This is a genomic window from Lentisalinibacter salinarum, from assembly GCF_040706555.1.
Classification (GTDB): Bacteria; Pseudomonadota; Gammaproteobacteria; order Steroidobacterales; family Woeseiaceae; genus Lentisalinibacter; species Lentisalinibacter salinarum.
On sequence record NZ_JAPDRH010000002.1, the window covers coordinates 706,220 to 730,415 of the forward strand.

At 66.3% G+C, this 24,196-nt stretch carries 28 protein-coding genes; 10 read left to right on the top strand and 18 right to left on the bottom strand.

Translation table 11 applies throughout. The annotated features are described in order from the left end of the window. Positions 1 to 34: 34 nt before the first annotated feature. A complete protein-coding gene (locus tag ACJMKZ_RS06225) occupies positions 35 to 1,894 on the bottom strand; it encodes a Na+/H+ antiporter NhaC family protein (protein ID WP_405232324.1) in 1,860 nt (619 codons plus the stop codon). Between the two features lie 176 nt (positions 1,895 to 2,070). On the opposite strand from ACJMKZ_RS06225, the gene ACJMKZ_RS06230 reads away from it, so the two are divergent. Next, complete coding sequence (locus ACJMKZ_RS06230; protein ID WP_405232325.1) at positions 2,071 to 3,204, top strand: aromatic ring-hydroxylating oxygenase subunit alpha; 1,134 nt, start codon at positions 2,071 to 2,073, stop codon at positions 3,202 to 3,204. A 49-nt stretch (positions 3,205 to 3,253) separates the two neighbouring features. Here the strand turns inward: ACJMKZ_RS06230 and ACJMKZ_RS06235 are convergent, their stop codons facing one another. Together ACJMKZ_RS06235 and ACJMKZ_RS06240 are read right to left on the bottom strand one after the other, a co-directional pair. Further along, a complete protein-coding gene (locus ACJMKZ_RS06235; protein ID WP_405232326.1) occupies positions 3,254 to 4,747 on the bottom strand; it encodes a sodium:solute symporter family transporter in 1,494 nt (497 codons plus the stop codon). A gap of 71 nt (positions 4,748 to 4,818) precedes the next feature. Next, positions 4,819 to 5,103: a GIY-YIG nuclease family protein gene (locus ACJMKZ_RS06240; protein ID WP_405232327.1), complete on the bottom strand. Its 285-nt coding sequence runs from the start codon at positions 5,101 to 5,103 to the stop codon at positions 4,819 to 4,821. 131 nt (positions 5,104 to 5,234) lie between these two features. On the opposite strand from ACJMKZ_RS06240, the gene ACJMKZ_RS06245 reads away from it, so the two are divergent. Together ACJMKZ_RS06245 and ACJMKZ_RS06250 are read left to right on the top strand one after the other, a co-directional pair. Further along, a complete protein-coding gene (locus ACJMKZ_RS06245; RefSeq protein WP_405232328.1) occupies positions 5,235 to 5,978 on the top strand; it encodes a hypothetical protein in 744 nt (247 codons plus the stop codon). A 22-nt stretch (positions 5,979 to 6,000) separates the two neighbouring features. Continuing rightward, on the top strand, positions 6,001 to 6,894 hold the full coding sequence (locus ACJMKZ_RS06250) for a hypothetical protein (RefSeq protein WP_405232329.1): 894 nt from the start codon (positions 6,001 to 6,003) through the stop codon (positions 6,892 to 6,894). A gap of 19 nt (positions 6,895 to 6,913) precedes the next feature. Here ACJMKZ_RS06250 and ACJMKZ_RS06255 read toward each other — a convergent pair whose 3' ends face one another. Beyond that, on the bottom strand, positions 6,914 to 8,536 hold the full coding sequence (locus tag ACJMKZ_RS06255) for an NAD-dependent malic enzyme (RefSeq protein ID WP_405232330.1): 1,623 nt from the start codon (positions 8,534 to 8,536) through the stop codon (positions 6,914 to 6,916). Between the two features lie 24 nt (positions 8,537 to 8,560). Next, a complete protein-coding gene (locus ACJMKZ_RS06260) occupies positions 8,561 to 9,898 on the bottom strand; it encodes a DUF418 domain-containing protein (protein WP_405232331.1) in 1,338 nt (445 codons plus the stop codon). Between the two features lie 180 nt (positions 9,899 to 10,078). Here ACJMKZ_RS06260 and ACJMKZ_RS06265 point away from each other — a divergent pair, with 180 nt between their 5' ends. After that, positions 10,079 to 10,738, top strand: coding sequence for a hypothetical protein (locus tag ACJMKZ_RS06265; RefSeq protein WP_405232332.1), 660 nt, complete (start codon positions 10,079 to 10,081; stop codon positions 10,736 to 10,738). A gap of 87 nt (positions 10,739 to 10,825) precedes the next feature. Further along, positions 10,826 to 11,686 carry an MBL fold metallo-hydrolase gene (locus tag ACJMKZ_RS06270; RefSeq protein ID WP_405232333.1) on the top strand — a complete coding sequence of 287 codons (861 nt, stop codon included), beginning with the start codon at positions 10,826 to 10,828 and terminating at the stop codon, positions 11,684 to 11,686. Between the two features lie 99 nt (positions 11,687 to 11,785). Here the strand turns inward: ACJMKZ_RS06270 and ACJMKZ_RS06275 are convergent, their stop codons facing one another. Further along, the gene (locus ACJMKZ_RS06275) at positions 11,786 to 12,517 is read right to left on the bottom strand and encodes a glutathione peroxidase (protein ID WP_405232334.1); all 732 of its coding nucleotides are present in this window, start codon (positions 12,515 to 12,517) and stop codon (positions 11,786 to 11,788) included. Between the two features lie 76 nt (positions 12,518 to 12,593). Then, positions 12,594 to 13,073 (bottom strand): Dps family protein, encoded by a 480-nt coding sequence (locus ACJMKZ_RS06280; RefSeq protein WP_405232335.1) that lies wholly within the window; start codon positions 13,071 to 13,073, stop codon positions 12,594 to 12,596. 112 nt (positions 13,074 to 13,185) lie between these two features. Between ACJMKZ_RS06280 and ACJMKZ_RS06285 the strand changes: the two genes are divergently transcribed. Continuing rightward, positions 13,186 to 14,088 carry a hydrogen peroxide-inducible genes activator gene (locus tag ACJMKZ_RS06285; protein ID WP_405232336.1) on the top strand — a complete coding sequence of 301 codons (903 nt, stop codon included), beginning with the start codon at positions 13,186 to 13,188 and terminating at the stop codon, positions 14,086 to 14,088. Between the two features lie 109 nt (positions 14,089 to 14,197). Then, positions 14,198 to 14,902 (top strand): J domain-containing protein, encoded by a 705-nt coding sequence (locus tag ACJMKZ_RS06290; RefSeq protein ID WP_405232337.1) that lies wholly within the window; start codon positions 14,198 to 14,200, stop codon positions 14,900 to 14,902. A gap of 4 nt (positions 14,903 to 14,906) precedes the next feature. Here the strand turns inward: ACJMKZ_RS06290 and ACJMKZ_RS06295 are convergent, their stop codons facing one another. Beyond that, positions 14,907 to 15,158, bottom strand: a complete 252-nt coding sequence (locus tag ACJMKZ_RS06295) for a hypothetical protein (protein ID WP_405232338.1) — start codon at positions 15,156 to 15,158, stop codon at positions 14,907 to 14,909. Between the two features lie 112 nt (positions 15,159 to 15,270). Here ACJMKZ_RS06295 and ACJMKZ_RS06300 point away from each other — a divergent pair, with 112 nt between their 5' ends. Beyond that, positions 15,271 to 15,648, top strand: a complete 378-nt coding sequence (locus ACJMKZ_RS06300; protein WP_405232339.1) for a hypothetical protein — start codon at positions 15,271 to 15,273, stop codon at positions 15,646 to 15,648. Between the two features lie 92 nt (positions 15,649 to 15,740). On the opposite strand, the gene ACJMKZ_RS06305 is transcribed toward ACJMKZ_RS06300, so the two are convergent. Both ACJMKZ_RS06305 and ACJMKZ_RS06310 read right to left on the bottom strand, forming a co-directional pair. Further along, positions 15,741 to 16,001 carry a hypothetical protein gene (locus tag ACJMKZ_RS06305; protein WP_405228324.1) on the bottom strand — a complete coding sequence of 87 codons (261 nt, stop codon included), beginning with the start codon at positions 15,999 to 16,001 and terminating at the stop codon, positions 15,741 to 15,743. A gap of 367 nt (positions 16,002 to 16,368) precedes the next feature. After that, a complete protein-coding gene (locus ACJMKZ_RS06310) occupies positions 16,369 to 16,920 on the bottom strand; it encodes a BPSL1445 family SYLF domain-containing lipoprotein (RefSeq protein WP_405232340.1) in 552 nt (183 codons plus the stop codon). A gap of 168 nt (positions 16,921 to 17,088) precedes the next feature. Here ACJMKZ_RS06310 and ACJMKZ_RS06315 point away from each other — a divergent pair, with 168 nt between their 5' ends. Further along, complete coding sequence (locus tag ACJMKZ_RS06315) at positions 17,089 to 17,607, top strand: hypothetical protein (RefSeq protein ID WP_405232341.1); 519 nt, start codon at positions 17,089 to 17,091, stop codon at positions 17,605 to 17,607. Positions 17,608 to 17,848: 241 nt separating this feature from the next. On the opposite strand, the gene ACJMKZ_RS06320 is transcribed toward ACJMKZ_RS06315, so the two are convergent. From ACJMKZ_RS06320 to ACJMKZ_RS06350, 7 genes are all read right to left on the bottom strand, one after another. After that, positions 17,849 to 18,667, bottom strand: a complete 819-nt coding sequence (locus tag ACJMKZ_RS06320; RefSeq protein ID WP_405232342.1) for a GTP cyclohydrolase II — start codon at positions 18,665 to 18,667, stop codon at positions 17,849 to 17,851. 25 nt (positions 18,668 to 18,692) lie between these two features. After that, the gene (locus tag ACJMKZ_RS06325; RefSeq protein WP_405232343.1) at positions 18,693 to 19,358 is read right to left on the bottom strand and encodes an NUDIX domain-containing protein; all 666 of its coding nucleotides are present in this window, start codon (positions 19,356 to 19,358) and stop codon (positions 18,693 to 18,695) included. A gap of 10 nt (positions 19,359 to 19,368) precedes the next feature. Next, positions 19,369 to 19,776, bottom strand: coding sequence for a CBS domain-containing protein (locus ACJMKZ_RS06330; RefSeq protein ID WP_405232344.1), 408 nt, complete (start codon positions 19,774 to 19,776; stop codon positions 19,369 to 19,371). A gap of 45 nt (positions 19,777 to 19,821) precedes the next feature. Then, positions 19,822 to 20,172: a P-II family nitrogen regulator gene (locus tag ACJMKZ_RS06335; RefSeq protein WP_405228311.1), complete on the bottom strand. Its 351-nt coding sequence runs from the start codon at positions 20,170 to 20,172 to the stop codon at positions 19,822 to 19,824. Further along, positions 20,162 to 20,998 (bottom strand): DUF1538 domain-containing protein, encoded by an 837-nt coding sequence (locus ACJMKZ_RS06340; protein WP_405232345.1) that lies wholly within the window; start codon positions 20,996 to 20,998, stop codon positions 20,162 to 20,164. Before ACJMKZ_RS06340 ends, ACJMKZ_RS06335 begins: the two co-directional genes overlap by 11 nt. Further along, entirely contained in the window at positions 20,989 to 21,732 is a 744-nt protein-coding gene (locus tag ACJMKZ_RS06345; RefSeq protein ID WP_405232346.1) for a DUF1538 family protein, read from the bottom strand. Before ACJMKZ_RS06345 ends, ACJMKZ_RS06340 begins: the two co-directional genes overlap by 10 nt. Positions 21,733 to 21,872: 140 nt before the next feature. Next, complete coding sequence (locus tag ACJMKZ_RS06350) at positions 21,873 to 22,445, bottom strand: hemerythrin domain-containing protein (protein WP_405232347.1); 573 nt, start codon at positions 22,443 to 22,445, stop codon at positions 21,873 to 21,875. Positions 22,446 to 22,649: 204 nt separating this feature from the next. Here ACJMKZ_RS06350 and ACJMKZ_RS06355 point away from each other — a divergent pair, with 204 nt between their 5' ends. Next, positions 22,650 to 23,399 carry a TerC family protein gene (locus ACJMKZ_RS06355; RefSeq protein WP_405233146.1) on the top strand — a complete coding sequence of 250 codons (750 nt, stop codon included), beginning with the start codon at positions 22,650 to 22,652 and terminating at the stop codon, positions 23,397 to 23,399. Between the two features lie 58 nt (positions 23,400 to 23,457). Here ACJMKZ_RS06355 and ACJMKZ_RS06360 read toward each other — a convergent pair whose 3' ends face one another. Next, positions 23,458 to 24,159, bottom strand: coding sequence for an OmpW/AlkL family protein (locus tag ACJMKZ_RS06360; RefSeq protein WP_405232348.1), 702 nt, complete (start codon positions 24,157 to 24,159; stop codon positions 23,458 to 23,460). Between the last annotated feature and the right edge of the window lie 37 nt (positions 24,160 to 24,196).

Here is a 24,196-nt window from a genome sequence, read left to right on the forward strand (position 1 = left end):
GAACGCCATCCATGCGCGTCGGACGGGCCGAAGCTCAGCCCGATCCGGTCGAAGAAGCCGCGGCGTCTTCCGGCCGCCGGCCGAAGAAGCGGATGACGACGTAGAGCACGGCACCGCCCGCCGGCAGGGCCACCCACCACGGCAGCCCGTAGCCGGTGGGCAACGTGCCGACCAGCAGCGCGACGACACCGACGGCCATGGCATAAGGCAGCTGGGTGCGGACGTGCTCGATGTGATCGCAGCCGCTCGCCATGGAAGAGAGGATGGTAGTGTCCGAGATCGGCGAGCAGTGATCGCCCCAGACCGCGCCCGCGAGGTTGCAGGCAATGGCCGAATACAGGATGCCGTGGTACTCGAGCCCGGTCATGCCCGCCGCCGACATCACCGCCCAGGTCAGCGGGATGATCAGCGGCATGAGGATGCCCATGGTCCCCCAGCTCGTGCCGGTGCTGAAGGCGGTCAGTGCCGAGAGCACGAATACGAGCGCCGGCAGCACTGCCGGCGGCAGGGAATCGCCGAGCAGGCTGACCAGGTAATCCGCGGTGTGGAGTTGCTCGGCGATGCCGGCCAGCGCCCAGGCCAGCACCAGGATGATCATCGCGAACAGCATGGAACGCACGCCGGTGTACCAGGCGTCGATGACCTCCTCGAGATCCAGTATGCGTTGCCCGAGCGACAGGACGGCGGCCACCACCACGCCCAGCAGTGAGGCCCACATCAGTGACTTGTAGGGATCCGCGCTACCGATGATCTGCGGCAGCGTCTCGCCCTCACCGGTGATCAGCAGTGCGGCCAGGAGCGTGCCGATGAGCACCAGGATCGGCAACACCGCGTTGACCGCGCGGACCGGCGCATCCTCCTTCGGCTCCAGATCTTCGAGACCCTCGCCGCTGGATGCCTCCGAGGCCTCGGAGCGCACCCGACCCCCGCGGGCGCGCACCTCGGCGGCGTGCATGCTGCCGAAGTCCCGCCCCGTGATGGCCACGAGGAAGACGAAGAACAGCGCGAGCAGAGGGTAGAAGTTATAGGGGATGGTGCTCAGGAATACCGAATAGGGATTCTGCGTGAACTCGGGAATGCTCTTCAGCGCATCGCCGATCAGCCCCACCTCGTAGCCGATCCAGGTGGTGGCCAGCGCCACGCAGGTGATGGGCGCCGCCGTGGAGTCCACAATGTAGGCGAGCTTCTCTCGGGAGATGCGCAGACGGTCCGTCACGGAGCGGGCCGTGTTGCCGACCACCAGCGAGTTGCCGTAATCGTCGAAGAAGATCGCTATACCCATGAGCCAGACGGAGACCTGTCCGCTGATCCGGTCCGTCGCCTTGCGCATGATCAGCCGCACCACGCCGTGCATGCCGCCGTTGCGGGTAACGATGCCGACCATGCCGCCGATCATCAGGCTGAACAGGATGATCATCGCGTGATCGCGGTTGGCGAGCGCCCCGGCCACGTGCACCTGGAAGGCCTCGAGCAGGCCCTGGAAGGCGCCGGTCGGACTCAGCGAGATCAGCGCGGTGGCGCCGAACCAGATGCCCAGCATCAGCGACGGGATGACGCTGCGCAGGGCCAGCGCGAGGAAGATGGCGAGCAGCGGCGGCAGGATCGAGAGCCAGCCCGGGATCACGCGCAGTGCCGCTTTCGCGAGTGGTCGCGGCGTCGCCACGGACAGCTCGTATACGGCGAGATCCAGCGCCTGCGGATCGTCCACGAGCACGTTGCTGAAGACGGCACTGCCCTCGGGGTCCGCGACGGCCTCGAAGCGCAGGGGTCCGGCATCCAGCTCCAGACGGGCGCCGGCGGGCGCCCCCTCCACGGCCACGTCAAAAGCGACGCCGGCGAGCGCCACGCGGGGCGGCTCCAGCATGACCTCGGCCATCGCGCGGGAAGGCAACACCGAAGCAGACAGCGCGACGACCACGAGCAGCGCGAGTGGTTTTCCGATTCTTCTTCTCCCCCCACCAGGAAGACAACGCGGCGATGTTAGCATGCGCGGCAAAGTCGCCGGCGCTGGCGCCCGCGCAGCCGCTTCGCGATAATGGAGCCACTTGCAGAGCGCTTGCGGGGCTGATCATGGCGACTGTATCCCGGGAACAGGACATAGGCGCGACGGACCGCGACTTCGGCAGGGCGCTGACGCCGCCGGGCTGGATATTCCACGACCGTTCGCTGTACGAACGCGAACTCGAGGAGATCTTCCGCCGCATGTGGCTGGTGGCGGGCCATCACACACGGCTGTCCTCGCCGGGTGATTTCTTCGTGGTCGACGTCGGCCCGGAGTCCGTGATACTCGCCGCGGATGGCGACGGGCGCCCACGCGCCTGGCACAACTTCTGTCGTCACCGCGGCACCCGGCTGACCTCCGGCGGCGGCAACTGCCGCATGTTCCGCTGCCCGTACCATAACTGGGCCTACGGCCTGGACGGTTCGCTGATCGCCGCCCCCGGTATGGACGAGGGGGAGGGCTTCGACCGCGGCAAGTTCCCGCTGCGCGAGGTGCGCGTGGAGACCCTCGACGGATTCCTGTTCATCAATCTGGACCCCGACGCCGAACCGCTGGCCGATGCCTACGCCGGATTCCCCGACCTGTCCGGCTACGACGCGGCCGGGCTCGTGCGCGTGGGGCACCACGAGTACGAGGTGGCCGCGAACTGGAAGCTGATCTGCGAGAACTACAACGAGTGCTACCACTGCTCGCTGGCGCACCCCGCCCTGCATCGTGTGAGCACTTACGGCGAACTGCCCGAGTACGACTTTGTCGGCCGCAACTTCAACGGCGGCCCCATGGGTATCAAGGACGGCTGCAACACGCTGACCGTCTCCGGGGTCACCGCGAACCCGCCGTTGCCCGGTATCTCCGAACAGGAAAAGCGCATGGTGCAGTACCTGAACCTGTACCCGAACTTCCTGTTCAGCCTGGCGCCCGACTACGTCATGGCCCACTACGTGTGGCCGCGGGGACCGGACTCGGTCTACATCGAGACGGAATGGTTCTGCTCGCCCGCGCAGATGGAACACCCAGACTTCGACGCCACCGACGCGATCGACTTCTGGGACATGACCAATCGCCAGGACTGGGCGCTGTGCGAGAACGCCCACCGGGGGCTCGCCTCCAGCGCCCACCTGCCCGGCCCGTACCACCACAGCGAGAGCGGCGTGCACGCCTTCGACCGCTGGTACGTACAACGCATGTTCGGCCCATTGTAGGAGGGGCTTTAGCCCCGATTCATTATTGGAATCGGCGCTAAAGCCCCTCCTACATGGTCTTTCGGTTCAGCCACCAGCCAATCACCAGCACCGGCGCGATGCCGAAGATGCCCCCCAGCGTGCCGGTGACGCCTGGATTGGCGAAGGTGAGATCCACCCAGGGCAGCAGTACGCTGCCGTAGAGGTATAGCCCGATGTGCACGACGAGCGCGCCGGCCGACGCCAGCCACAGCAGGCCCAGTGGCATGTCGCGGAACAGCACGCCCGCCAGCAGCGGCGGAGCGGCCGCCACCGCCAGACCGTAGACGCCCACCTGGCCGAAGATGCCGAGCAGCCGCGGCGGATCCAGATTGACGATGAACGCCGCCACGGCGATCGCCACCAGCACCACGTGACTGGCCCGCATGCCGAGCCGCATGCGCTCCTCCGGCGTGCGCTCCCGGGGGGAGTAGCGGTCCACCAGATTCAGCACCAGATCGTTCGCCGTAATCGTCGACAGTGACACGAGCAGGCCGTCCAGCGTGGACATCGCCGCGGCCAGGAGCACCACGCTGATGATGGTGAAGACCCAGTCCGGGAACACCGTCTGCAGATACACGGTCATCACCAGGTCCTGACGGAACGCGCCGGTGGTCTCGTCGATGAGCGCGCTCTCCGGCACCACCAGGTGGGCCAGGAAGCCGACACTCGCGAGCAGCAGGAAGAGGAAGAACACCGCCGCAAACACCAGCAGATAGCGATGTACCGCCTCGTCCGTCTTCACGTACAGCGCCTTGGTCAGGATATGGGGCTGGCAGGCGAGCACCGCGCCTATCACGAAGCCGGCGACATAGACCGAGAAGGGATCATTGAACAGATGTCCGCCCGTGTTTACCGGCACCAGCAGATCCGGGTCCGCGGCGGCGAGGCGCTCCGCCACCGAGCCGGGCTCCGCCAGGAGGATCGCGATGCCCGAGCCGATCACCACCAGCGTCACCAGGATCATCAGCGAGCCCTGCAACATGTTGGTGAGCACGTGCGCATAGGCGCCGCCGATGAACACGTAGCCGGTGACGAAAGTCAGCGTGATCACCAGCGCGGTCACGTTCGAGACCCCCAGCAGCCGCTGCATGACGATGGAAATACCGCCGACCAGCAGGACCACGAACGCAAAGGACAGCAGGTTCAGGAACGAGAAGTACAGCGCGAAGCCGGGCGCCTTGTAGCGCTTGCCCACCCAGTCGGGGATGGTGAGCGCCTTCGCCTCGGCGCCGAAGCGCCGGAAGCGGAACGACAGCAGGTACAGCATCGTGAGGATGCCGAGCCCGGTGCCGGGCACCATGTGGATGAACGCAGACAGGCCGTCCACGTAGATGAAGCCCGGGTTGATGATGAACGTCGCCGCCGAGGCGGTGCTGGCCGCCAGCGTGACGCCGACCACCACCGGGCTGAGGTCGCCACGGCCGATGGCGAACGCGCCGAAATCCGTCGTGCGCTTGTAGCCCCGCCAGCCGAGCCACGCCGTGGCCAGCAGATAGACGATGAATAGCAGCCATGCAAACACGGCTCGCTCCCCCGGTTGCGGATTTCAACGAGCGTTGAACTTATAGGAGAAGCCGCCGGGGCGCAACCGGCTCAGTCATCGCCGTCCCGGGCCAGCAGCCGCCGCTTGGCGTCCGCCGGCAGGCGGCGGATAGCGTACTCGCGCCGCTGGGCCGCCGAGCGGTCGGCGGCGGCTTCCGCGTAGACCAGCTCGGCGGGCAGGCGGCTGCGGGTATAGCGCGCGCCCCGGCCCGCGTTGTGCTCGGCGACGCGGCGCGCGAGGTCCGTGGTGATCCCCGTGTACAGCGTCCCGTCGGCGCAGCGCAGCAGGTAGACCTGCCAGACGCCGCCCTCCCCTGCTTTGGCCTCCTCGCCCATGCGGCGAGTATGCCCGCGCCCTGCCCGGCCGGAAACTCGCGGGATTGCCGCGAAATGCCGCAGGCTCGCCGCGCGTCTCACGCGCAGACTCCTCCCGTGGTTCAACCATTGCTTCACAGGGAGGTGAGGCCATGAAGAGATTGATATTGTTTTGCGCGGTTGCCGCGCTGTGTTCGATGGATCGGGAGGCGATTGCGGACCCTATCCTGCCGTCGCCGTATGAAGGAGATCCGATGGAGCTGTTCGGCGAAATGATCGTGGACGACAGCATACTGTGCACCGGAGACGGCTGCGGTCCGCTGCTGGATTCTCTCGGGCAGGACTATCAGATGGATCTCTACTTGTTGCTGAATCAGCCCTCGACGCTCGACGAGACGTCGACCTATACGCTGGCAGTCTCCACCGAGCAGCTCTGTGAAAGACTGGCGGAGTCGAAGCCGAAAGGGTGTTCCTCTTCCAGTCCGCCGTCGGTGCCGGCATTCGACCCGTACTGGCAACCGAACGGCTGTGGCGTCGGCGGCTGGCGGGACTTCCTTCTCGCGCGGCTGGCAAGCATTAGCATGCCTACGTTTACCGGTGACCTCGACGAGCCGTTTCCGGGAGTCAGCTTCGAGCCTGCCTGCAACGCCCATGATCGTTGTTATGGCGTACAGTTGCCCCAGTATCAGTGTGACAACCTCTTCTACATCGGCATGCAGGGGGCATGCGAAAGCAATACGGCGAACGCAACCCGCACTCTGTGCATGAGCACTGCCGCCATCTACTTCGGAACGGTTGCTCAGCACGGGGAGAGCGCCTACGAGGCCGCCGGCGAGGAGCATGCCTGCGCGACATGGCACCACGAGATGGAAGCCAATGACTGCAAGGCATCCTGAAGACCATCGAAGAGAGTGAATCATGTTCCGATACATTTTCGTGCTGTTTGCGCTGGCGACGGCCGGCACCGTCGCCTGGTTGATGTTCGAAACATTGGACTCGCCGGTCGAAAACCGGGCGCCATTCTCTATCGGAATCGAAGACACGCCGCGCGCGGCCATCAAGGACAAAGCTACGGCGCTACCCACCAGTCAGCACGCGGAGACACAACCAGGGGAGACCACCAACACGACGACTACCGGAGAGAGCCCGGCCCGGTCCGCGTGGGCGCCCGGCCCGCTGGCTCTACGAGCCCATGCGGCCCGCGCGCCCGACTTCGAAGAATTGCTGACCGCCTACGATTCCGTCTCGGCGGCAACGCTCAAGGAGTTCAATGCCCGCTATGCCGGTGCCATCGCCTTCCGCACCGAAGGAGAGTTTGAATGGATGGAGGACCAGGGATTCCCCCTGCCGGAGGAAATACTCGCTGCTGCAGACATGGCACTGGCGGATCTCCGTACGCTCGCCGACGGTGGCGACCCGAAGGCGCAGTTCCTCTACCTCGATCGCACACTGCAGGAGGTGCGGGAACTCAGGCAGAGCTATCTCCGCTCCGGCATATCGCCGGATGGGTTGAAGGATATTCCAGAGTACGGGGATGCCCTTATCCGGGCCGCCTATGCCAAGAGTTACCTGACCGAGAGTGATTCTCCTTTTGCCGGCTACCTCATGGCTGAATTCTCACGAGCGGCCTTCGGCAACCCGTACGGCTATATGGCGGGCTTGCTCCACGCCAGCCACCTCGGCGATCCGCGGGCCTACGGCAAGCTCCGAGCATTCGTGAGTCAGAACGACATCTCCGAGGACGCACTCAACGCGATGGGCGCCTATGCAGTCATCGTTGAAGGACGTGGCATGCTCCGGAAGCCTGAGTGAAAACGCTCCCGTAAACCCGTCAGTAGCTCGGATCGTACATCGTCGCCTCGATCGCCGACCGGAGATCCTCCGGGACGGGGTCGAGGCGGGCGATGCCGTCCTCCAGCGCCCGCTCCACGACGGTGGTGGCGATGGCGGCCGATATCTGGCGGATGCGGGTGAGCGGCGGATACAGCGTGCCGGCCTCCAGGTCTTTCTCGCTGATGAGGTCGGCCAGGGTCCGCGCGGCGGTGAGGAACATCGTATCCGGTATGCTCGTGGCGCCGGCAAAGACCGCGCCGAGCCCGATGCCGGGGAAGATGTAGGCGTTATTACCCTGGCCCGGCCGGTAGAAGCGCCCGCCCCAGGTCACCGGCTGGAAGGGGCTGCCGCTGGCGAAGATGGCGCGGCCGTTGCTCCACGCGTAGGCCTCTTCGGCGGTGCACTCGGCACGTGAGGTGGGGTTGGACAGCGCGAAGATCACCGGCCGCGGATTGATCCGGGTCATCAATTCGACGATCTCGCGGGTGAACGTCCGCGGCGCTCCGGTGGCTCCGATCAGGACGTGGGGGCGGTGCTCCTCCACGGCGCCGAAGAAATCGGTGGGCGCGCTGTCGGCGGCGTAGTCGACCAGCGTTTCCGGTATATCGGTGCGCTCACGGGTGATGAGGCCCTTGCGGTCGACGAAACGGATCCGGCTGCGCGCATCCGCCTCGGACACCCCCTCCTCCACCAGTGAGGACACCATGAGGTCGGCGATACCGGCCGCGGCGGATCCCTTGCCCAGGAACATGACTCTCAGGTCCCGGAACGGGATGTCCGTGATACGGGTGGAAGCGATGACGCCTGCCAGCGCCACGGCGGCGGTTCCCTGGATGTCGTCGTTGAAGCAAAGTACGTCGTCCCGGTAGCGTGCGAGCAGCGAGCGCGCATTCTCGGTGGCGAAGTCCTCGAACTGGATCAGCGCGTCCGGATACGCCTTTTGCACGGAGCGGACGAACTCCTCCAGCAGCTCCATGTATTCCGGCCCGCGCAGACGGCGGCGCCGCAGGCCGAGGTACAGAGGATCGTCGAGCAGTGTCTCGTTCTCGGTACCCACGTCCAGCATGACCGGCAGGCACTGCTCGGGTCGGATGCCGGCGCAGGCGACGTACAGCGAGAGTTTGCCGATGGGGATACCGGCGCCGTTGCCGCCCAGATCCCCCAGACCGAGCACCCGCTCCCCGTCGGTCACGACGATCACCCGTATGTCTTTCTTCTCCCAGTTGTCCAGCAGCCTCGGTATCTGCCCCTTGTCCTCCGGCGTGATGAACAGCGCGCGGGTATGACGGTAGATGTGCGCGAACTCGAGGCAGGCCTCACCCACGGTCGGCGTGTAGATGATGGGCATGATCTCTTCGATGTGGTCGATGACCGTGCGGTAGAACAGCCGCCGGTTACGACCCTGCAGCGCGCGCAGGAAGATGTAGCGGTCGATGTCGCTGGACTGGCGCCGGAGGTTCTCCAGCACCCGGGTGATCTGCATCTGCTGTGTGGAGATGGCCGGCGGCAGCAGCCCGCGCAGCCCCAGCTGCTCGCGCTCCTCCGCCGTGAAGGCGGTGGACTTGTTGATATCCGGATCCCGCAGGACGTCGATGCCCCGGAGGTGCGACTTGTTCTCCATACGTGCCTCGCGTTGGTGTGCTCGTCAGCTTTTGAGCGGCTGCCGTCGCCAGTATGTCAGTGATCGCCACAGCCATTCCACGGGTCCGAAGCGGAAGTTCCGCAGCCAGATCGGGCTCAGCCAGAGCTGCAGGCCGATCACGGCGGCCACGAATGCCATCTGCCAGAACCGCGGCACGGTCCCGTATAGGCCGAAACCATAACCGTAGAAGACAGTCGTGAGTATCAGGGAATGCATCAGGTAGTTGGTGAGCGCCATCCGGCCGACGGCGGCAAAGCGGCGCATGAGCGCGGCGAGGGCGCCGGACTGCACGATGCGCATCACCAGCCCGACATGGCCGAACGCCACCAGGATGCTGGCGAAATAGTTCGGGATCATGCCGACCCGGAAGGCGTACAGGCCGTCGAACTCGTGCTGCCAGAGGTTCCAGCCGCTGAAGGCGGCGAGCGGCAGCCCCAGACCGTAGCCCACGATCATCATGCGCCGGTAGAAAGCCGGGCTGCGCCGCGCCGAGAGCACTCCGAGCTTCATCAGCGCCATGCCGATCAGCATGAGCCCGCCGACGCGCCACAGGGCGAAAGCGATAGCGCCCTGAAACTGCATGCTGGCGACCATCGGCGCGCGATGCTCGACGATCTCTCCGTAGCTGCCCCGGTAAGCCTCCAGGTCCGCCTGCACGTCCTCGGCCGTGGGCGCCACGAAAGAGCGCATGGCCTCCGCCGCCTCCAACCGGGCCTCCTCCTCCGCGGTGAGCGCCTCGCCGGCGTCGCGTTGCTCCTGGAGGGGCCGTGTGGCGGCCTGCTCCTCCTCCATGTACTCGGCGCCGGCGTAGTTCATGAGCAACGAGACCGGCAGCAGCAGACAGGCGACGACGATCAGCGTGCGCGGCGCCCGGTGGCGCAGCGGATACAGGAGCATGCCCACCAGCGCGTAGTGGAACAGGATGTCGCCGAACCAGAGCAGATAACCGTGGGCCACGCCGATCAGCAGCAGCCACAACTGGCGCCGGTAGAAGATGCCCGCGAAGCCGACCCCGCGCTCCTCCGCCCGCCCGGCCATGAGTACGACACCGGCACCGAAAAGCATCGAGAAGATCGTCATGAACTTCTGATCGAACAGCAGATGGGTGAAGAACCAGGTGCCGAGGTTGTACCACTCCTCGCCGCCCATGATCAGCGGATTCGTATAGGCGGCGAACGGCATCGCGAAGGCATAGACGTTCATGACCAGGATGCCGAGCACGGCCACGCCGCGAAGGGTGTCGATGGCCGTGATGCGCTCGGCGACGGTGACCGGCCCCGCTGCGGGCAGCCCGGCCGGCTCGTCCATCGCCCCGCCCCGGGGCACGCGCGTCTCGCTCATCACTGTCTCCCTGCCGTGCCGGACCGCCCGGACTGGCTCGCATTCTACTGCCCGGGCCCGTCCCGGGCATCCGTGGATGTGATCCCGCTCACACCCGCGACCGGGAAGCCGGTATAGCCTTCCGCGTATTCTGTTCAATTGCTGTTCAAACGCCCGCCGGGACGCGGGCACGGAGTGACCATGAAGACCCTGCGAATCACTGCTCTGCTGGCACTGCTCGGGCTCGCCGCGGCAATGCCCGCCCAGGCCGACGACGACCTCTGGTTCGGCGTCCGGGCCGGGACGCTCGGCCTCGGGGTGGAAGCCACCTGGCGCCCGGTGCCGTATCTCGACCTGCGCGGCGGACTGAACCGCTTCAGCTTCGACGACGACGGCTCGGAGGCCGGCATCAATTACGACGGCGAGTTCGACCTGAACACGTGGTACGCCACCCTGAACCTGCGTGCGCCGATGACGCCGTTCCGCCTGACGGCCGGCTACTTTTCGAACAGCAACGAGGTGAATCTCACCAGCCGCGATGGCAGCACGATCGAGATCGGCGGCACGGTCTATCCCGCCGATCAGGTGGGCACACTCAACGCCGCCGTGACTTTCGACAGCGGCGCGCCCTATGCCGGCGTAGGCATGGACTTCCGCATCTTCGACACCGTTGGCCTGAGCCTGGATCTCGGCGTGCTGTTCCAGGGCGAACCCCAGGTGGGCTTCACCGCCAGCGGGCCGATCGCCGACGTGCCCCAATTCCAGGATGATCTGGAAGCCGAGCGGCAGGAGCTCGAGGCCGAACTCGAGGACTACGACCTGTATCCGGTGGCCATGCTCGGCTTCCACTGGAACTTCTGATCGACACGCCGCGACGGCTTCATCAGAACGTCATCGATGCTCCCTAGCATGGACCGCCATGAAGGCAGTCAGCAGGGAGAGGGAACGATGACGGAGAGTCCTGCCATAGACCGGCACGGCACGGCCACGACGGACGCGGTGGCCGACATGCCGCTCGACCGGCGCTCGGGGAACGACGAAGGCTACGCGCTGCGCTTCCTCGGCATCGGCGGGGGTACCGGCCAGGGCAGCCCCATCGCGACGGTCGAACGGGGCGCGGAGCCGCTCCTGATGATCGACTGCGGCCCCGGCGCCGTGGACGGCTACCGCGCGCAGTACGACGCGCTTCCGCACAGCGTCTATCTCACGCACACCCACATGGATCACGTGGGCGGCCTGGAGGAGCTGTTCCATGCGGCCGCGCCCCTCGTCACCGGCGGAAGGCGGCCGCCCGTGCGGCTGTTCGTGCCGGCCGCCATCGTGGCGCGGTTGCAGGAACGGGTGGTGGGTAATGCCTTCGTCCGGGCCGAGGGCGGAACGAATTTCTGGGACGCATTCCAGCTCGTCCCGGTCAGCGGCGGCTTCTGGCTGGATTCGCTGTGGTTCCGGGTCTTCGAGGTGCGGCACATGCAGCCGCGGTTCTGCTACGGCGTCGCGCTGCCCGGGAGCTTCCTGTTCACGGGGGATACGCGACCCATACCCGAGGTGCTGCGCGAGTGCGCCACCGAGGGCGAGACCATCTTCCACGACTGCGCGGTCCGGGCGAATCCGGCCCACAGCGGCTTCGTCGATCTGCTGAACGAGTATCCGGGAGAGACGCTCGACCGCATTGTCGTCTATCACTACGGCTCGGTGGAGAACGGCCGCCGGCTCGAGAGCCACGGTTTCCGCATCGCGAAGCTCGGCCGGCGCCACGACCTGCCGGCGCCGCTGCAGGCGGGTGCTGCGGCGGCCCGACTGGCGTCCTGACTCCGGCGCAGACGAAAAAAAGCCGGGCCCCTCGCGGGACCCGGCTCTCGAATCGCCGTCGTTGAAACGGCTGGGGGATCGACTCGGGCGTCCGGCCTGTCAGGCTGCCTTGCGCCCGCTGAGCCACTGCTCCAGATCGTCGGCACCGCCGATCAGCTCGCCGTCGACGAACACCTGCGGGAACGTGGTCGCCTTGGCGACGGCGCGCAGCGTGCGGTCCGTGTAGTCCCGGTTCAGCACCAGTTCTTCGTAGTCGATGCCGGCGTCACGGAGCCGTGCCTTCGCCTCGGCACAGAACGGGCAGCCCTTGCGCGACAGAATGGTCACGTCGTGGGGCTTCTCCGCGCTCGGCGCGATGTACTCCAGCATGGTGTCGGCGTCGGAGACCTCATAGGGGTCGCCTGGCTTCTCCGGCTCGACGAACAGCTTCTCGATCTTGCCGTCGCGCACCAGCATGGAATAACGCCAGGAGCGCTTGCCGAAGCCGAGGTCGTCCTTGTCGACGAGCAGGCCCATCTTCGAGGTGAACTCGCCGTTGCCGTCCGGCAGGAACCGGACGTTGTAGGCCTTCTGCGCCTCCTGCCACTCGTTCATCACGAACGCGTCGTTGACGGAGACACAGATGATCTCGTCGACGCCGTGCTTCTTGAACGTGTCGGCCAGCTGGTTGTAGCGCGGCACGTGCGACGACGAGCAGGTCGGCGTGAACGCGCCCGGCAGCGAGAAGACCACCACGGTCCTGCCGTCGAACAGTTCACTGGAGGTCTTGTTGACCCACTCGTGTCCCTCGCGCGTGCGGAATGTCGCTTCGGGTACTCTCTTGCCTTCCATCGATGTATCCATTGATTTCCTCCTGGTTTCCGGTCGGGTCATGCCCCGTGTTTCGAATCGGTGTGTCGCGTGTGCTTCAGGCCGCCTCATCCTTGAGCAGGCTGCGAAGCATCCACGCGTTCTTCTCGTGAATCTGCATGCGCTGGGTCAGCAGGTCCGCCGTGGGCTCGTCGTTGGCCTGGTCCACGACCGGGAACACCTGGCGTGCCGTGCGCACGACGGTCTCCTGGCCGAGCACCAGCTGCCGGATCATCTCCTCGGCATCCGGGCTGCCCGTCTCTTCTTCGATATCCGTCAGCTTCGCGAACTCGCTGTAGGAGCCGGGCGCCTTGAAGCCCAGGGCGCGGATGCGCTCGGCGATCTCGTCGACGGCCTGAGCGAGCTCGGTGTAATGCTCCTCGAACAGCGTGTGGAGCGTGGCGAACATCGGCCCCGTCACGTTCCAGTGGTAGTTGTGCGTCTTGAGATACAGCGTGTAGCTGTCGGCGAGGAGCCGCGACAGCCCGTCTGCGATCTCCCTGCGGTCTTTCTCCTCGATTCCGATGTTGATGGTCATGATCCTTCCTCCTTTGATGTTCCCTATCATAAGGATCGCCATTGATAATTAAAATGGAATATTTTTATAATAGTGATCGATTTATTGAATACAACCGCCGGATTTCCGCTCCATGGCCATTAATCTCCCCAGCGTCAAGCAGTTACGTTACTTCGTGGCACTCGCGGAGCACGGCCACTTCGGCCGTGCCGCCGACGCCTGCCACGTATCCCAGTCGGCATTCAGCGTCGGCATCCAGGAACTGGAGGCGGCGCTGGACGTGCAGCTGGTCGATCGCACCAACCGGCAGGTCACCATCACCGCCATCGGCCGGGAGGTGGCGGAGCAGGCCCGCCTGTGTCTCAGAGATCTGGAGTCGCTCGTGCAAATGGCAAGGGTGGGCCAGAAGCCATTGTCCGGCCCGCTGCGCCTGGGCGTCATCCCCACCATCTCGCCGTTCCTGCTGCCCCGGGTGCTCCCTCTCGTAAGGCGCACCTTCCCCGAACTGAAGCTGTTCCTGGTGGAGGATCTCACCGAGAAGCTGCACCACAAGCTCCTGGCCGGGGATATCGACCTGATGCTGTTCGCCGTCCCCTACGAGCTGCGCAACGTGGAGACCGAGTCGCTGTTCCGGGACCGCTTCCTGCTGGCAGCGCACCGCGAGACCCGTCTCGTGGACCCGGAGAACTACCGCTACAACCGCCTGCACGCCGACAGTGTGCTGCTGCTGGAGGAAGGCCATTGCCTGCGGGAACACGCCATCGACGCATGCCGCATCCGCAGCTCCGAGAAGGTGAGCCGTTTCGCCGCCACCAGCCTGTTGACGCTGATCGAGATGGTGGACGCCGACCTCGGCATCACCTTCCTGCCGGAGATGGCCAGGGACTCGGCGCTGCTGAGCGCAACGGACGTCGGACTCTGGCCGATGGGCGAGCGCTCCTACCGGGAGATCGCCCTTGGCTGGCGCCGCGGCAGTGCCCGCGCGGACGAATTCCGCGAGCTCGGCGCCTTCATCACCGACAACCGGCAGCCCTGACGCTCGTCGCCCGCCCCGCGAGAATGCCCGCCCTTATGTCGAGTCGGGCCTCACGACGTCGCGCGGGTCACTAGAATCCGGTGCATAACAAGAACAAGGAGGCGCAGGCATGAAGTCCCGGAACGACCCTGTCGGGCAGCGTGACTACTACCGCATCCTCCACGTCCAGCCCGACGCACCGCTGGAGGTGATCCGCTCCAGCTACCGTACGCTGATGCAGCGGATGCGCGCGCATCCCGACCTGGGCGGCGACAACCGCCGGGCCGCCGCTCTGAACGAGGCCTGGTCGGTGCTGCGTCACCCCGAGAAGCGGGCGTCCTACGACGCGGCCCGCCGTGCCGCCAACCCCTCTCCCCGGCCTTCCCGGCGTGAACCGCGGCCGGCCGAAGCATGCCTGTTCTGCGGCATGGAGCCCGTCCACGCCGGCGCGCCGGACGCGGGCGAGCGCTGCGGCGAGTGCGCCAGCCCGCTCGCGCCGGCCGACCGCCGTCGCCTGGAGACGCGGGGTCAGCGGGCCATCGCCCGCATCCGCCGCTCGCAGCCGATCACCTTCCTCGCCACCTGGCCGCAGCACTTCCCCATGACGGGACGCATGCAGGACGTCTCCCTGCACGGGCTGAAATTCGTCACCCGGCAGGCACTGTCCGCCGGCCAGATCATCCGCCTCGATTGCGACATCTGCCGGGCGGTCGCCCGCGTGGTGGCCGTGCAGCCGTCCGTAGATCCGGGTGACAGGCAATGGCTGGTGCGCGCCGAGTTCCTCACGCTCGATCTCGAGCGCACGGTCGGGGCTTTCGTCTGCGAGACCGCCTGAGGCCTCAGACACAGACCGTTACGAACCCCAGAGCGAGCCAGAGCATCGTGGCCCGCCGCACGATCGCGAGCAGGGTGTCGCCGAGCCGGCGCGTGAGTCCCCCGATGGCGAGGTCGTGGATCCGGTTGTCGATCTGCTCCCGGTGCAGTTCGTACGCGGCATCGGAGGAATTCAGATAGCCCTCCGGCAGGAGCACGAGCCCGTCCCCGCTGAATTCCTCTTCCTCGACGGAAGGCGATACGACCCGCTCAGCCATCAAAAAAATCCTAGCGCAGGCAGCCGCTTAGCGCCGTGAGCCCCATCACAGAAGCGGACCCGTCGCGGGCGGCCGCTGGACACGGTCCGCGCGAAGCGCGACAGTCGGGGCCATGGAGAGCAACGATCTGCGCTGCTGGCGCTGCGGCGCCCCGCTCGCGAAGCTCACCCTGCCCCTGTCGCGGCTGGACGAGTGCCCGGCGTGCAGCATCCCGCTGCATGTATGCCGCATGTGTGTCCATTACGATCCCGCGGTTGCCCGCCAGTGCCGGGAGGACGACGCCGAAGAGGTCAGGGAGAAGGAGCGGCCTAATTTCTGCGACTACTTCCGGCCCTCGGCCACGGCCTTCGAGTCCGGCGCCATCGACGCCGAACGACGGGCGCAGCGGGAACTCGACAGCCTGTTCGGCGGCGCGCCGGAAGCCGGCCCGGGCGAAGACGGCGGAGCCGATCCCCTGACCGACGCGGAGGCGCTGTTCCGCAAGGAGTGAGCCTCAGGCGGCCGGCGCCGCGCCGCCGTCGCCACCCGTTCTGCGGAAGTCTCTCCCCAGCCGGGGCGTGATTTCGCTGCGCCGCCTCCGACTCAGCGGCGTTTGCGCCGCTTCCTCTTCCCCTTGCCGGGGGCATTGCGGCCCGGCTCGTCCGTGCCGCCCCACTTCTCGCGGTGCGCGGCCGCCGCCTGGGACTGCACCGAGGCGTGACGGTTGGACAGCAGCAGGGAGTCGGGCGAGCACACCCGGGCCTTGATCAGACCCAGGTCGGCGGCGGCGTCGAACAGGCTCGGATACCACCGCTCCCACTTGGGCAGTAACGCTTCCACCTGTTCCCTGAGGCTCGCACTCATCGCAGCCATCCTCCTCGACCGTCCCCCGGAATCTATCCCAACGTTCCCGCCAGAGGAAGGGCGGGCATCGCGGCACCGGGCATTGAAAGGGCAATGAAAAAGGGCCGCATCGCTGCGGCCCTCCGTGAGTGGGGTGTCGTCAACCCCCGGGTATCTTCCGTACCCTGGGCCTCACTGCGACAGCGAAGGCTGCTCCACTGTCACGGCGAAATCCCGGGGCTGGAACGACACTCCCAATTTCTCACTAGACATTGGATCACCTCCTTTCAGTTATGGGCCGAGCCGACAGCATCCAATAATTGCCGGCGAATTCCAAGCGCTGCCGCGAAAATCGCGAACGCGGTCACGAACGGCAATTAGACAGAGCCTAGTCCTCGCTCATGTCCAGCTTCGTGAACTTGGTGCCCTCGAGCGTCAGGTTGTACATCAGGCCCTTGCTGCCGAAGACGAAGCCCACCACCGGATCCGTGATGTTCGCCGTGTCGATCGTCTTGCCGGCACCCAGGTCGATCAGCGCGACCGAGCCGTCCACGCCCACCTTGAAGCCGGCGCTGTCGCGGAACTTCGCCAGCGCTTCCTGCGTCATGAAGGCGATCACGATGCTCTTGGCCTGGGCGCCGAGCTGAAAGCCGAAGGAACCGGCCGCGGTGGAGTAGTAATCCACCGTCTTGCCGCCGACCCGGAGCGCGCCCTTGCCGTACTCGCCGCCGATGCCGATGCCGGCCTTGATGACACGGGGAAACACCAGCACGCCGGCGGCACTGTTCAGAAATACCTCCGCGCCTTTCACCTCGGACTTGAAGCCGGCGAGCGCCTCGTCGACGTCGGCATCGATCTCCGCGGCACTGTCGGCCAGCGCAGGCTGCACCAGCCAGCAGGCCGCGAGCAGGATGGCGGGCAATAATCTCGGGATTCTCATGGCACAGGACTCCGTGGGACGAAAGCGCCGGAATTCTAGCAGCAACCCGTGAATCGAGGCTGAACGGCCCAGGCGGGAGCATCCCGCCTTGTGAAGCGATTCTCAGAATCCCGGATCCCGCATGGGCATAATCCGGACACTATGCGCAGAAACCGCGCGGGGGACGGCATGGCACAGGGATCGGACAAGCCCGGTAAAGGCGACACCGTCAGGCTCGCAAGGCCCGGCGGCAAGGTCGGACTGGACGAGCGCGGCCACGCGGTCTGGGTGGGCGACGTGAAGACCGGCCGTTTCGAGCTGATGAATACGCAGACCGTGGAAGCGCTGATCCATCAGGGCGACCCGAATCTGCGCAAAGAGATGGACCGACTTGCGGGCGACGGCGCGGATGGCGTGGTGGCCAGGGAGAAGGACACGGGCCACTTCCGCATCCTCGAGACCGAGAGCCTCGAGGCGATGATGAACCGCCCCGTCGCGGGACGCGAATCGGTCGCGGTCGGCGGCCGCAACATCGACGAGCTCGAGCCGGAGCCGGACGAGGCCGGCGACGAGGAATTGCAGCTGGTCAGCACCCAGATGCTGCGCCAGATCCTCGGCAAGGACGTGACCGAGGCGGACGACGCCGAGGAGGAGGCGCCGGAGGCGGCCTTCTGCAACCCCTACGACAGCACGCCGAACAAGAAGTAGATCGGCCCGCTTGATCGGCTGGTGTCATCGGCCTGTAACACGGGCCCGCTAGTATCAACTCCGGTTCGGGGCATCACCCAGACCCGTTCCAGGCTGCGGACCCCCCACCCGACGCCCGCAGCCGACCGTCCGGCACGCGACAGGATGCCGCAACGGATACCACGGAGGTACCCCGGCCGGACGACTCCCCCCAAGCCCGGTGTACCGGTGGCCGCAACGGCCGCCGGTCTCACCGGCACTTTCAGTCGGTGAGGTCCTCGTCGCTGAGCCGGTGGCCCCAGTCACGCTTGGCCGCCAGGTAGCGGCGATTCCAGTCGCCCACGCCGGTCACGTGCTTGACCGCGTCGATATCCGTCAGCCCGTGTTCGGCCAGGTCGGCGACTTTCTTCGGGTTGTTGGTCAGCAGCCGGAACGGCCGCGTGCCGAGAAAATGGTGCAGCAGCGCCGCCGCGTCGCCGAAGTCCCTGGAGTCGTCCGGCAGACCGAGAGACCGGTTGGCCTGGTAGGTATCCTCGCCGGCATCCTGCAGGATGTAGGTGACCGCTTTCGCCCAGAGCCCGATGCCGCGGCCCTCGTGGCCGGCCATGTAGATGAGGATGCCGCCCGCGGGGTCTGCATGGATGCGGTGCATGGCCGCGACGAACTGCGGGCCGCATTCGCAGCGCTGGGAGCCGAAGACGTCACCCGTGAGGCAGCTCGAGTGCACGCGGACGAGCGGCCGGTCGGCCGTCTCGGGCTCGCCGATCAGCAGCACGCTGTTCACCGCCATGGAAGAGGCGAGTGTGGCGAACAGCCGCTGGCCGCCCTGCTCGCGGAGCTCCCGGGCGAGGTCTTCCACCTTGGACAACTCGGTATGCCGTACCGCCGCGTACCAGCGGACCTCCATGCGCAGGCCGGCGACGTCCAGCGGCAGCGGTATCGGCCCGAGCAGGTTGATGGCCGGCTCGCCCGGCGGCGGCGGATTGGCCGCATCGATGACCCGTCCGTAGCGGTCGATGCGGATCAGACGGCCCTGCTCGATCAGCCGGCCGCGGATCGTGGGATCGATGTACGTGAACATGTTCGAAGGATAGCACCGCCGGCGGTCAGCACCCCGGCCGCTCGCGGCGGAGATAGCAGCGCTCGCCCCGGTAGCACAGGAACAGCGGCGGCCGCTCGGGATCCGCGAGGCGCGGACGGACCTCGGCCAGCATCGCCTCGGTCACGTCGATGAGGCCGGCAGCAAGAATCCCGTCCGGATTCACCCAGCGCAGATCCAGTAATTCGCCGTCGCCGCCGAGGGTGCCGCGGAGATGCCGGGCATCCACCATGAAGAAGCGGGCATGGTAGCGCCAGGGACTGCAGGCCGGTGTGATGGCGCGGCCGACGTAGTGCAGGCGGTGCAGCGGCGGCGCGGCGCCCAGTGCCCGGAAGATGTCCCAGCCGCCGGCACCCGGACCCACGTCTCCCGGCACGCCCAGCACCAGGCCGGTCTCCTCCGCCGTCTCGCGTACCGCCGCCATGGCGAGCGCCCGCGCGTGCGCGGCCGAGCGGAACGCCCCCCATTCCCCGGTCGGGAGTTCGGTCGCCGGCCGGGCGCTCCGGTCGTCCGGCTCGAGCCGGCCGCCGGGGAAAACGTAGACGCCCGGCGTGAAGCGTGCCTCGCGGCGGCGCCGGCCCATGAGCACTTCCACGCCGCGGCCGCGCCGACGGTAGACAAGCAGGCTCGCCGCGTCCTGCGGGCGTACGGGAGATCGAGGGGTCGTTGTCATGCGACCGGCCTCACTCCAGCGTCGGCAGCGCCTCCAGCGCCAGCACGTAGTAGCTGACGATGCCCACCACCTTATGCGTCTCGTCGATCACCGGCGCGTGGCCGATGCCGACACTCTCGAACAGGCGTGCGCAGTAGCGGATGTCCATCTGCGGCCGCACGGAGATGACCGGTTTCGCCATGATCTCGTAGACGTTGACGCGCTCCGGCGCCCGGTCCTGGCCGATGACATGCTTGGCGATGTCCGAGAAGAGCAGCATGCCGTATTCGTCGCGCTCGTGGCGCCGCTTGACGATCAGGCAGGTGGCCTGCACCTGCTTCATCGTCTTGAGCGCGTCCAGCACGGTCATGCTGCCGTCGATCTCCGTGACCTCGCGATGCATTACCTCGCTGACGGGCACCCATTTTCTTTCAGCCATGATCACTCCTCTCTGTTCGTCGGCAGCAGAACGGGTTCCATCCCCTCACAACTGCTCTTCCACTACCTCGGTCAGCTTCTGTGCCTGACTCGTAACGCCCACGGCGTCCTCGACATCGATCTGGATGGCGATACCCGTGCCGGGCTTCTCGTCGAACTCGCCCACCTCGCCGATGTGCTCCAGGATGTGGCGGCTGAGATGCTGCTCCACGAGCATCATGACCACGTCCCGCTGGGTGGAGAGCGTGAGACCCAGGAAGGTCTTCTTCTCCTTGGAGCCCTCGCCCCTCGCGTTGTTGACGACGGTGCAGCCGGTGGCACCGGCTTCCCGGGCGGCCTCCATGATGGCGTCGGTCTTGTCGTCCTCGACGAAGGCGATGATGAGTTTAAAGTGCATTGCCGTTCTCCTTATCCCGTTTCGCGACGGTCCCGCCGTCGCGCGACTTTTTTTCGTGACTGGATTGCCTGCGGCTGCGCAGTTCCGACAGCTGGGCGTACGCCAGGACACAGATGATCGGGAACATGCAGGCGAAGGCCACGAGACCGAAGCCGTCCAGCAGCGGACTGCGGCCCGGTACGGATTCGGCGAGGCCGAGACCCAGTGCCGTTATCAGCGGAACCGTCACCGTGGAGGTCGTGACACCGCCCGAGTCGTAGGCGAGCGGCACGATCGCCCGCGGTGAGAAATACGTCTGCACCATCAGGATGACGTAGCAGGCGATGATGTAATAGTGCAGCGGCGTTCCGGTCACGATGCGCAGGCAGCCGAGAGAGACGCCGATGGCGACACCGAGAGCGACCGCCACCCTGAGCCCCCAGGGATGGATGGCTCCGCCCGAGACGTCCCGCGCCTTCAGGGCCACCACCAGCAGGGCCGGCTCGGCCAGCGTGGTACTGAAGCCGAGGCAGAAGGCGAAGGCGTAGACCCAGAGATAATCGGCCCAGTTCACGCCGGAGAGAATGCTCCCGGCCGTACCGATGAATTCCGGGGAGGTCAGCTGCTGCGCCATGAGTCGACCGAGCGGGAACAGGGCCTGCTCCAGCCCGATGAGAAAACAGCCCAGGCCGATGACGACGAGCACGAACCCGACCACGATCCGGTTCCGATCGGGCATCCGGCCGCCGATCACGAACCACTGGAACAGAAACAGGAACAGGGCGATGGGCGCTACGTCGCGTGCCGTGCCGCCGAGTATCGCGAGGCTGGCGGCGATCAGATCCACTGCAGCATTATCCCGTAGCCCATCACGAAGATGATGGGCGTCAGCGAAGCGAAGGCGATCAGCCCGAATCCGTCCAGCATGGGGTTGCGCCCCTCCAGCGACGAGGCGAGGCCGACGCCCAGCGCCGCGACCAGCGGCACCGTGACGGTGGAGGTCGTGACGGCACCGGAATCGTATGCGATGCCTACGATCTCCGCGGGCGCGAATATCGTGGCGATCACCACGACGACGTAGCCGCCGATGATCATGGCCGGCAGCGGCCAGCCGGTGATGATCCGCATGACGCCGAGGACCAGCGCGACACCGACCGCCAGCGCAACCGTCATTCTTAGCCCGGTGGCGTAGCGCGTCTCCGACTCGGGCGTCGCCTCGATGGCGCCCGCCAGAGCCGCCACCTCGCCGGCCTCGGCGGCCACCGCAATCAGCGCCGGCTCCGCCACCGTCGTGCCGAAGCCGAGCGCGAAGGCGAAGGCAATCAGCCAGAACACGCTGCCCTTGCGCGCCAGCGCGTGGGCCAGGTTCTCGCCCACGGGGAATAGCGCCAGCTTGAGGCCGTAGATGAACAGGGTGAGTCCGATGACCACCAGGAGGACGCCGCCGGCGAGCGGCGCGAGCGTTGCCGCCGGCTGCCGAAGCACCAGCAGCTCGAACACCGCGATGACCACGACGATGGGAGTCAGGTCGCGCAGACTGTCGCGGAGATCGCGCCCGAGCGCGCGCAGGACATCAAACATGGCGCTGTGCGTTCTCTCCCCTGTTGTCGGCCCTTCTTTCGGCCCCTTCTTTCGGCCGAAGCGTCGAGCGTCCTGGCCGTCCCGGTCGTCCCTATCGTCCCTATCGTCCCGGTCGACCCGATCGTCCCCGGGCGGCGGCCTCAGTGATCCAGGGCGTCCGCCTCATTGCGGATGAACTTGTACAGGCTCTCGTAGGAGGACTGCACCGAGGGGCCGAAGACCGGGTCGTGGGACTGGTCGGTCTGCCCCGGCAACGCATCCCAGTCCTCGTCGGCGAGCAGTTCGTCGGCCAGCGTGAACAGCGCCGCCTCTTCCCAGCGCATGTGGTCCCGCAGCTTGCGCACGTAGTCCGCGGCGGCCGCGGCGAGCTCGTCCCGCCGCACCACGGAGCCGGCCTCCACGGCATCCAGCGCCTCGCGCAGCTGGATGCCGACGCGGCCCAGCTCGTCGTGCTCCTCGAGGATGCCGTCGATGCCGCTCAGCATGTCCGGCGCCACGACTTTCAGCCGATGATAGATGCGGTCCTCCCGCGGATGGTGCACGGAATCGGGATACGACGTCATGTAGCGCATGATGTCGTGGGCCAGCTCGTAGTCGGGTTCCAGGCCGTCGGCGATCCGCCGCGTCTCCTTCTCCAGCAGCTGGAGCAGGATGGCGATATTGCGATGGTCGTCCCGCAGCTGGGCGAGGACCGTGGAAACTGGTGTCGGCATAGTTCGTTCCTGACGCATCATCCCGGACATGCGCGCGCAGCCGGGCCGGCGGAGCCCTTCCCGCCCGAAACCCATCCTGCGGAGGGCGGCGGGCACAGCCTATTCGGGAATACCACTACCGCTCTGCCGGCGCAACCGCCGGCTTGTGATAACGTCTGGCGTCGACGGGGCAACGCGCGGAGACTCGCTGTGGAATGGATCACCATGCCGGAGGCCTGGATCGCGCTGGCCTCGCTGACGGTGCTCGAGATCGTGCTCGGCATCGACAACATCATCTTCATCTCGGTGCTGGTGGGCCGGCTGCCCGAGGAGCAGCGCCAGCGGGCGCGCATCCTGGGGCTGGGGCTCGCGATGGGCATGCGCATCGTGCTCCTGCTGCTGATCACCTGGATCATGCAGCTGTCGGCGGACCTGTTCGAGGTGCTGGGCACCGGCATCTCCGGCCGCGACCTGATCCTGATCGGCGGCGGGCTGTTCCTGCTGGCGAAATCCACGCTGGAGATTCACCACTCGGTGGAAGGCGTGGACGCCGACGAGAAGCAGGCAAAGGCGGCGACCTTCGGCGGCGTGCTCGCGCAGATCGCGATCGTCGACATGGTGTTCTCCCTCGACTCGGTGATCACGGCCGTCGGCATGGCCGACCACCTGGCGGTGATGATCATCGCGGTGGTCATCGCGGTGGGAGTGATGATGGTGGCGGCGGGCGCCATCGGCCGTTTCGTCGACGAGCATCCCACGGTCAAGATGCTGGCTCTCTCGTTCCTGGTGCTGATCGGCACGGCGCTGATCGCCGAGGGCATCGACCTGCATATCCCGAAGGGCTACATCTATTTCGCCATGGCCTTCTCGGTGGGCGTGGAGATGCTGAACCTGAAGGTCAGGAAGAGCCGCCAGCCGGTATCACTGCACAAGAAAGTGCCGAAGGAGAAGGAACTCCTCGAACAGGAAGGCTGAAACAAAAAAAAGGCCGGGCTGTCATGCCCGGCCTTTTACCTTTCGATGCCCTGCGGTATCAGAACTTGTAGCCAACGTTGATGCCGTAGGTCCAGGGGTCGATCTCGACCGTGCCCAGATCCAGCGTACCGACGGGGTCGACGGTCAGCTCGGCGTCCGTCTCGATGTTGATCCAGCGAACCTCGAAGTTGATCGACCAGTTCTCGTTCAGGATGAAGTCGGCGCCCGCCTGGGCGGCGAGACCGAACGACGTGTCGAGATCGAGATCAGCGCCCGTCACCTCCAGACCCGGATTCAGGGCTTCGACGGTATCGATGAGCGCCTGGTCGACGTCTTCGCTGAAGAAGAGCGTCATGTTCAGGCCGAGCCCGACATAAGGCTGGAATGCGCCGTCCGGCAGGAAGTGATACTGCAGCGAGAAGGTCGGCGGCAGGTGATCCGTCTCGGCGATCTTGCCGATGCCGGCGATTTCGATGTCATGATTGAACGGTGCGGCAGCCAGGACTTCCAGACCCCAGTTCGGCGTGAAGAAGTAAGTGCCATTGAAGGTCAGCGTCGTACCGGAATCGACCTCGATGGTCACCGGCGTGGTTCCTCCATCGGAGGGTACGGCCGTGTCGAGATTGTCCGACTTCGGGTCCACCGTCGTCACGCCCACGCGGAACAGCCAATCGCCTGCCTCATAAGCCTGTGCCGGCCCTGCGATGAGCAGAGACGTACCGACGCAGACAGCCAGAATTCTTAATGAAGATCCCTTCATCACGAGTCTCCTTGGCCTGATGCAGCGGTCGCAAGCA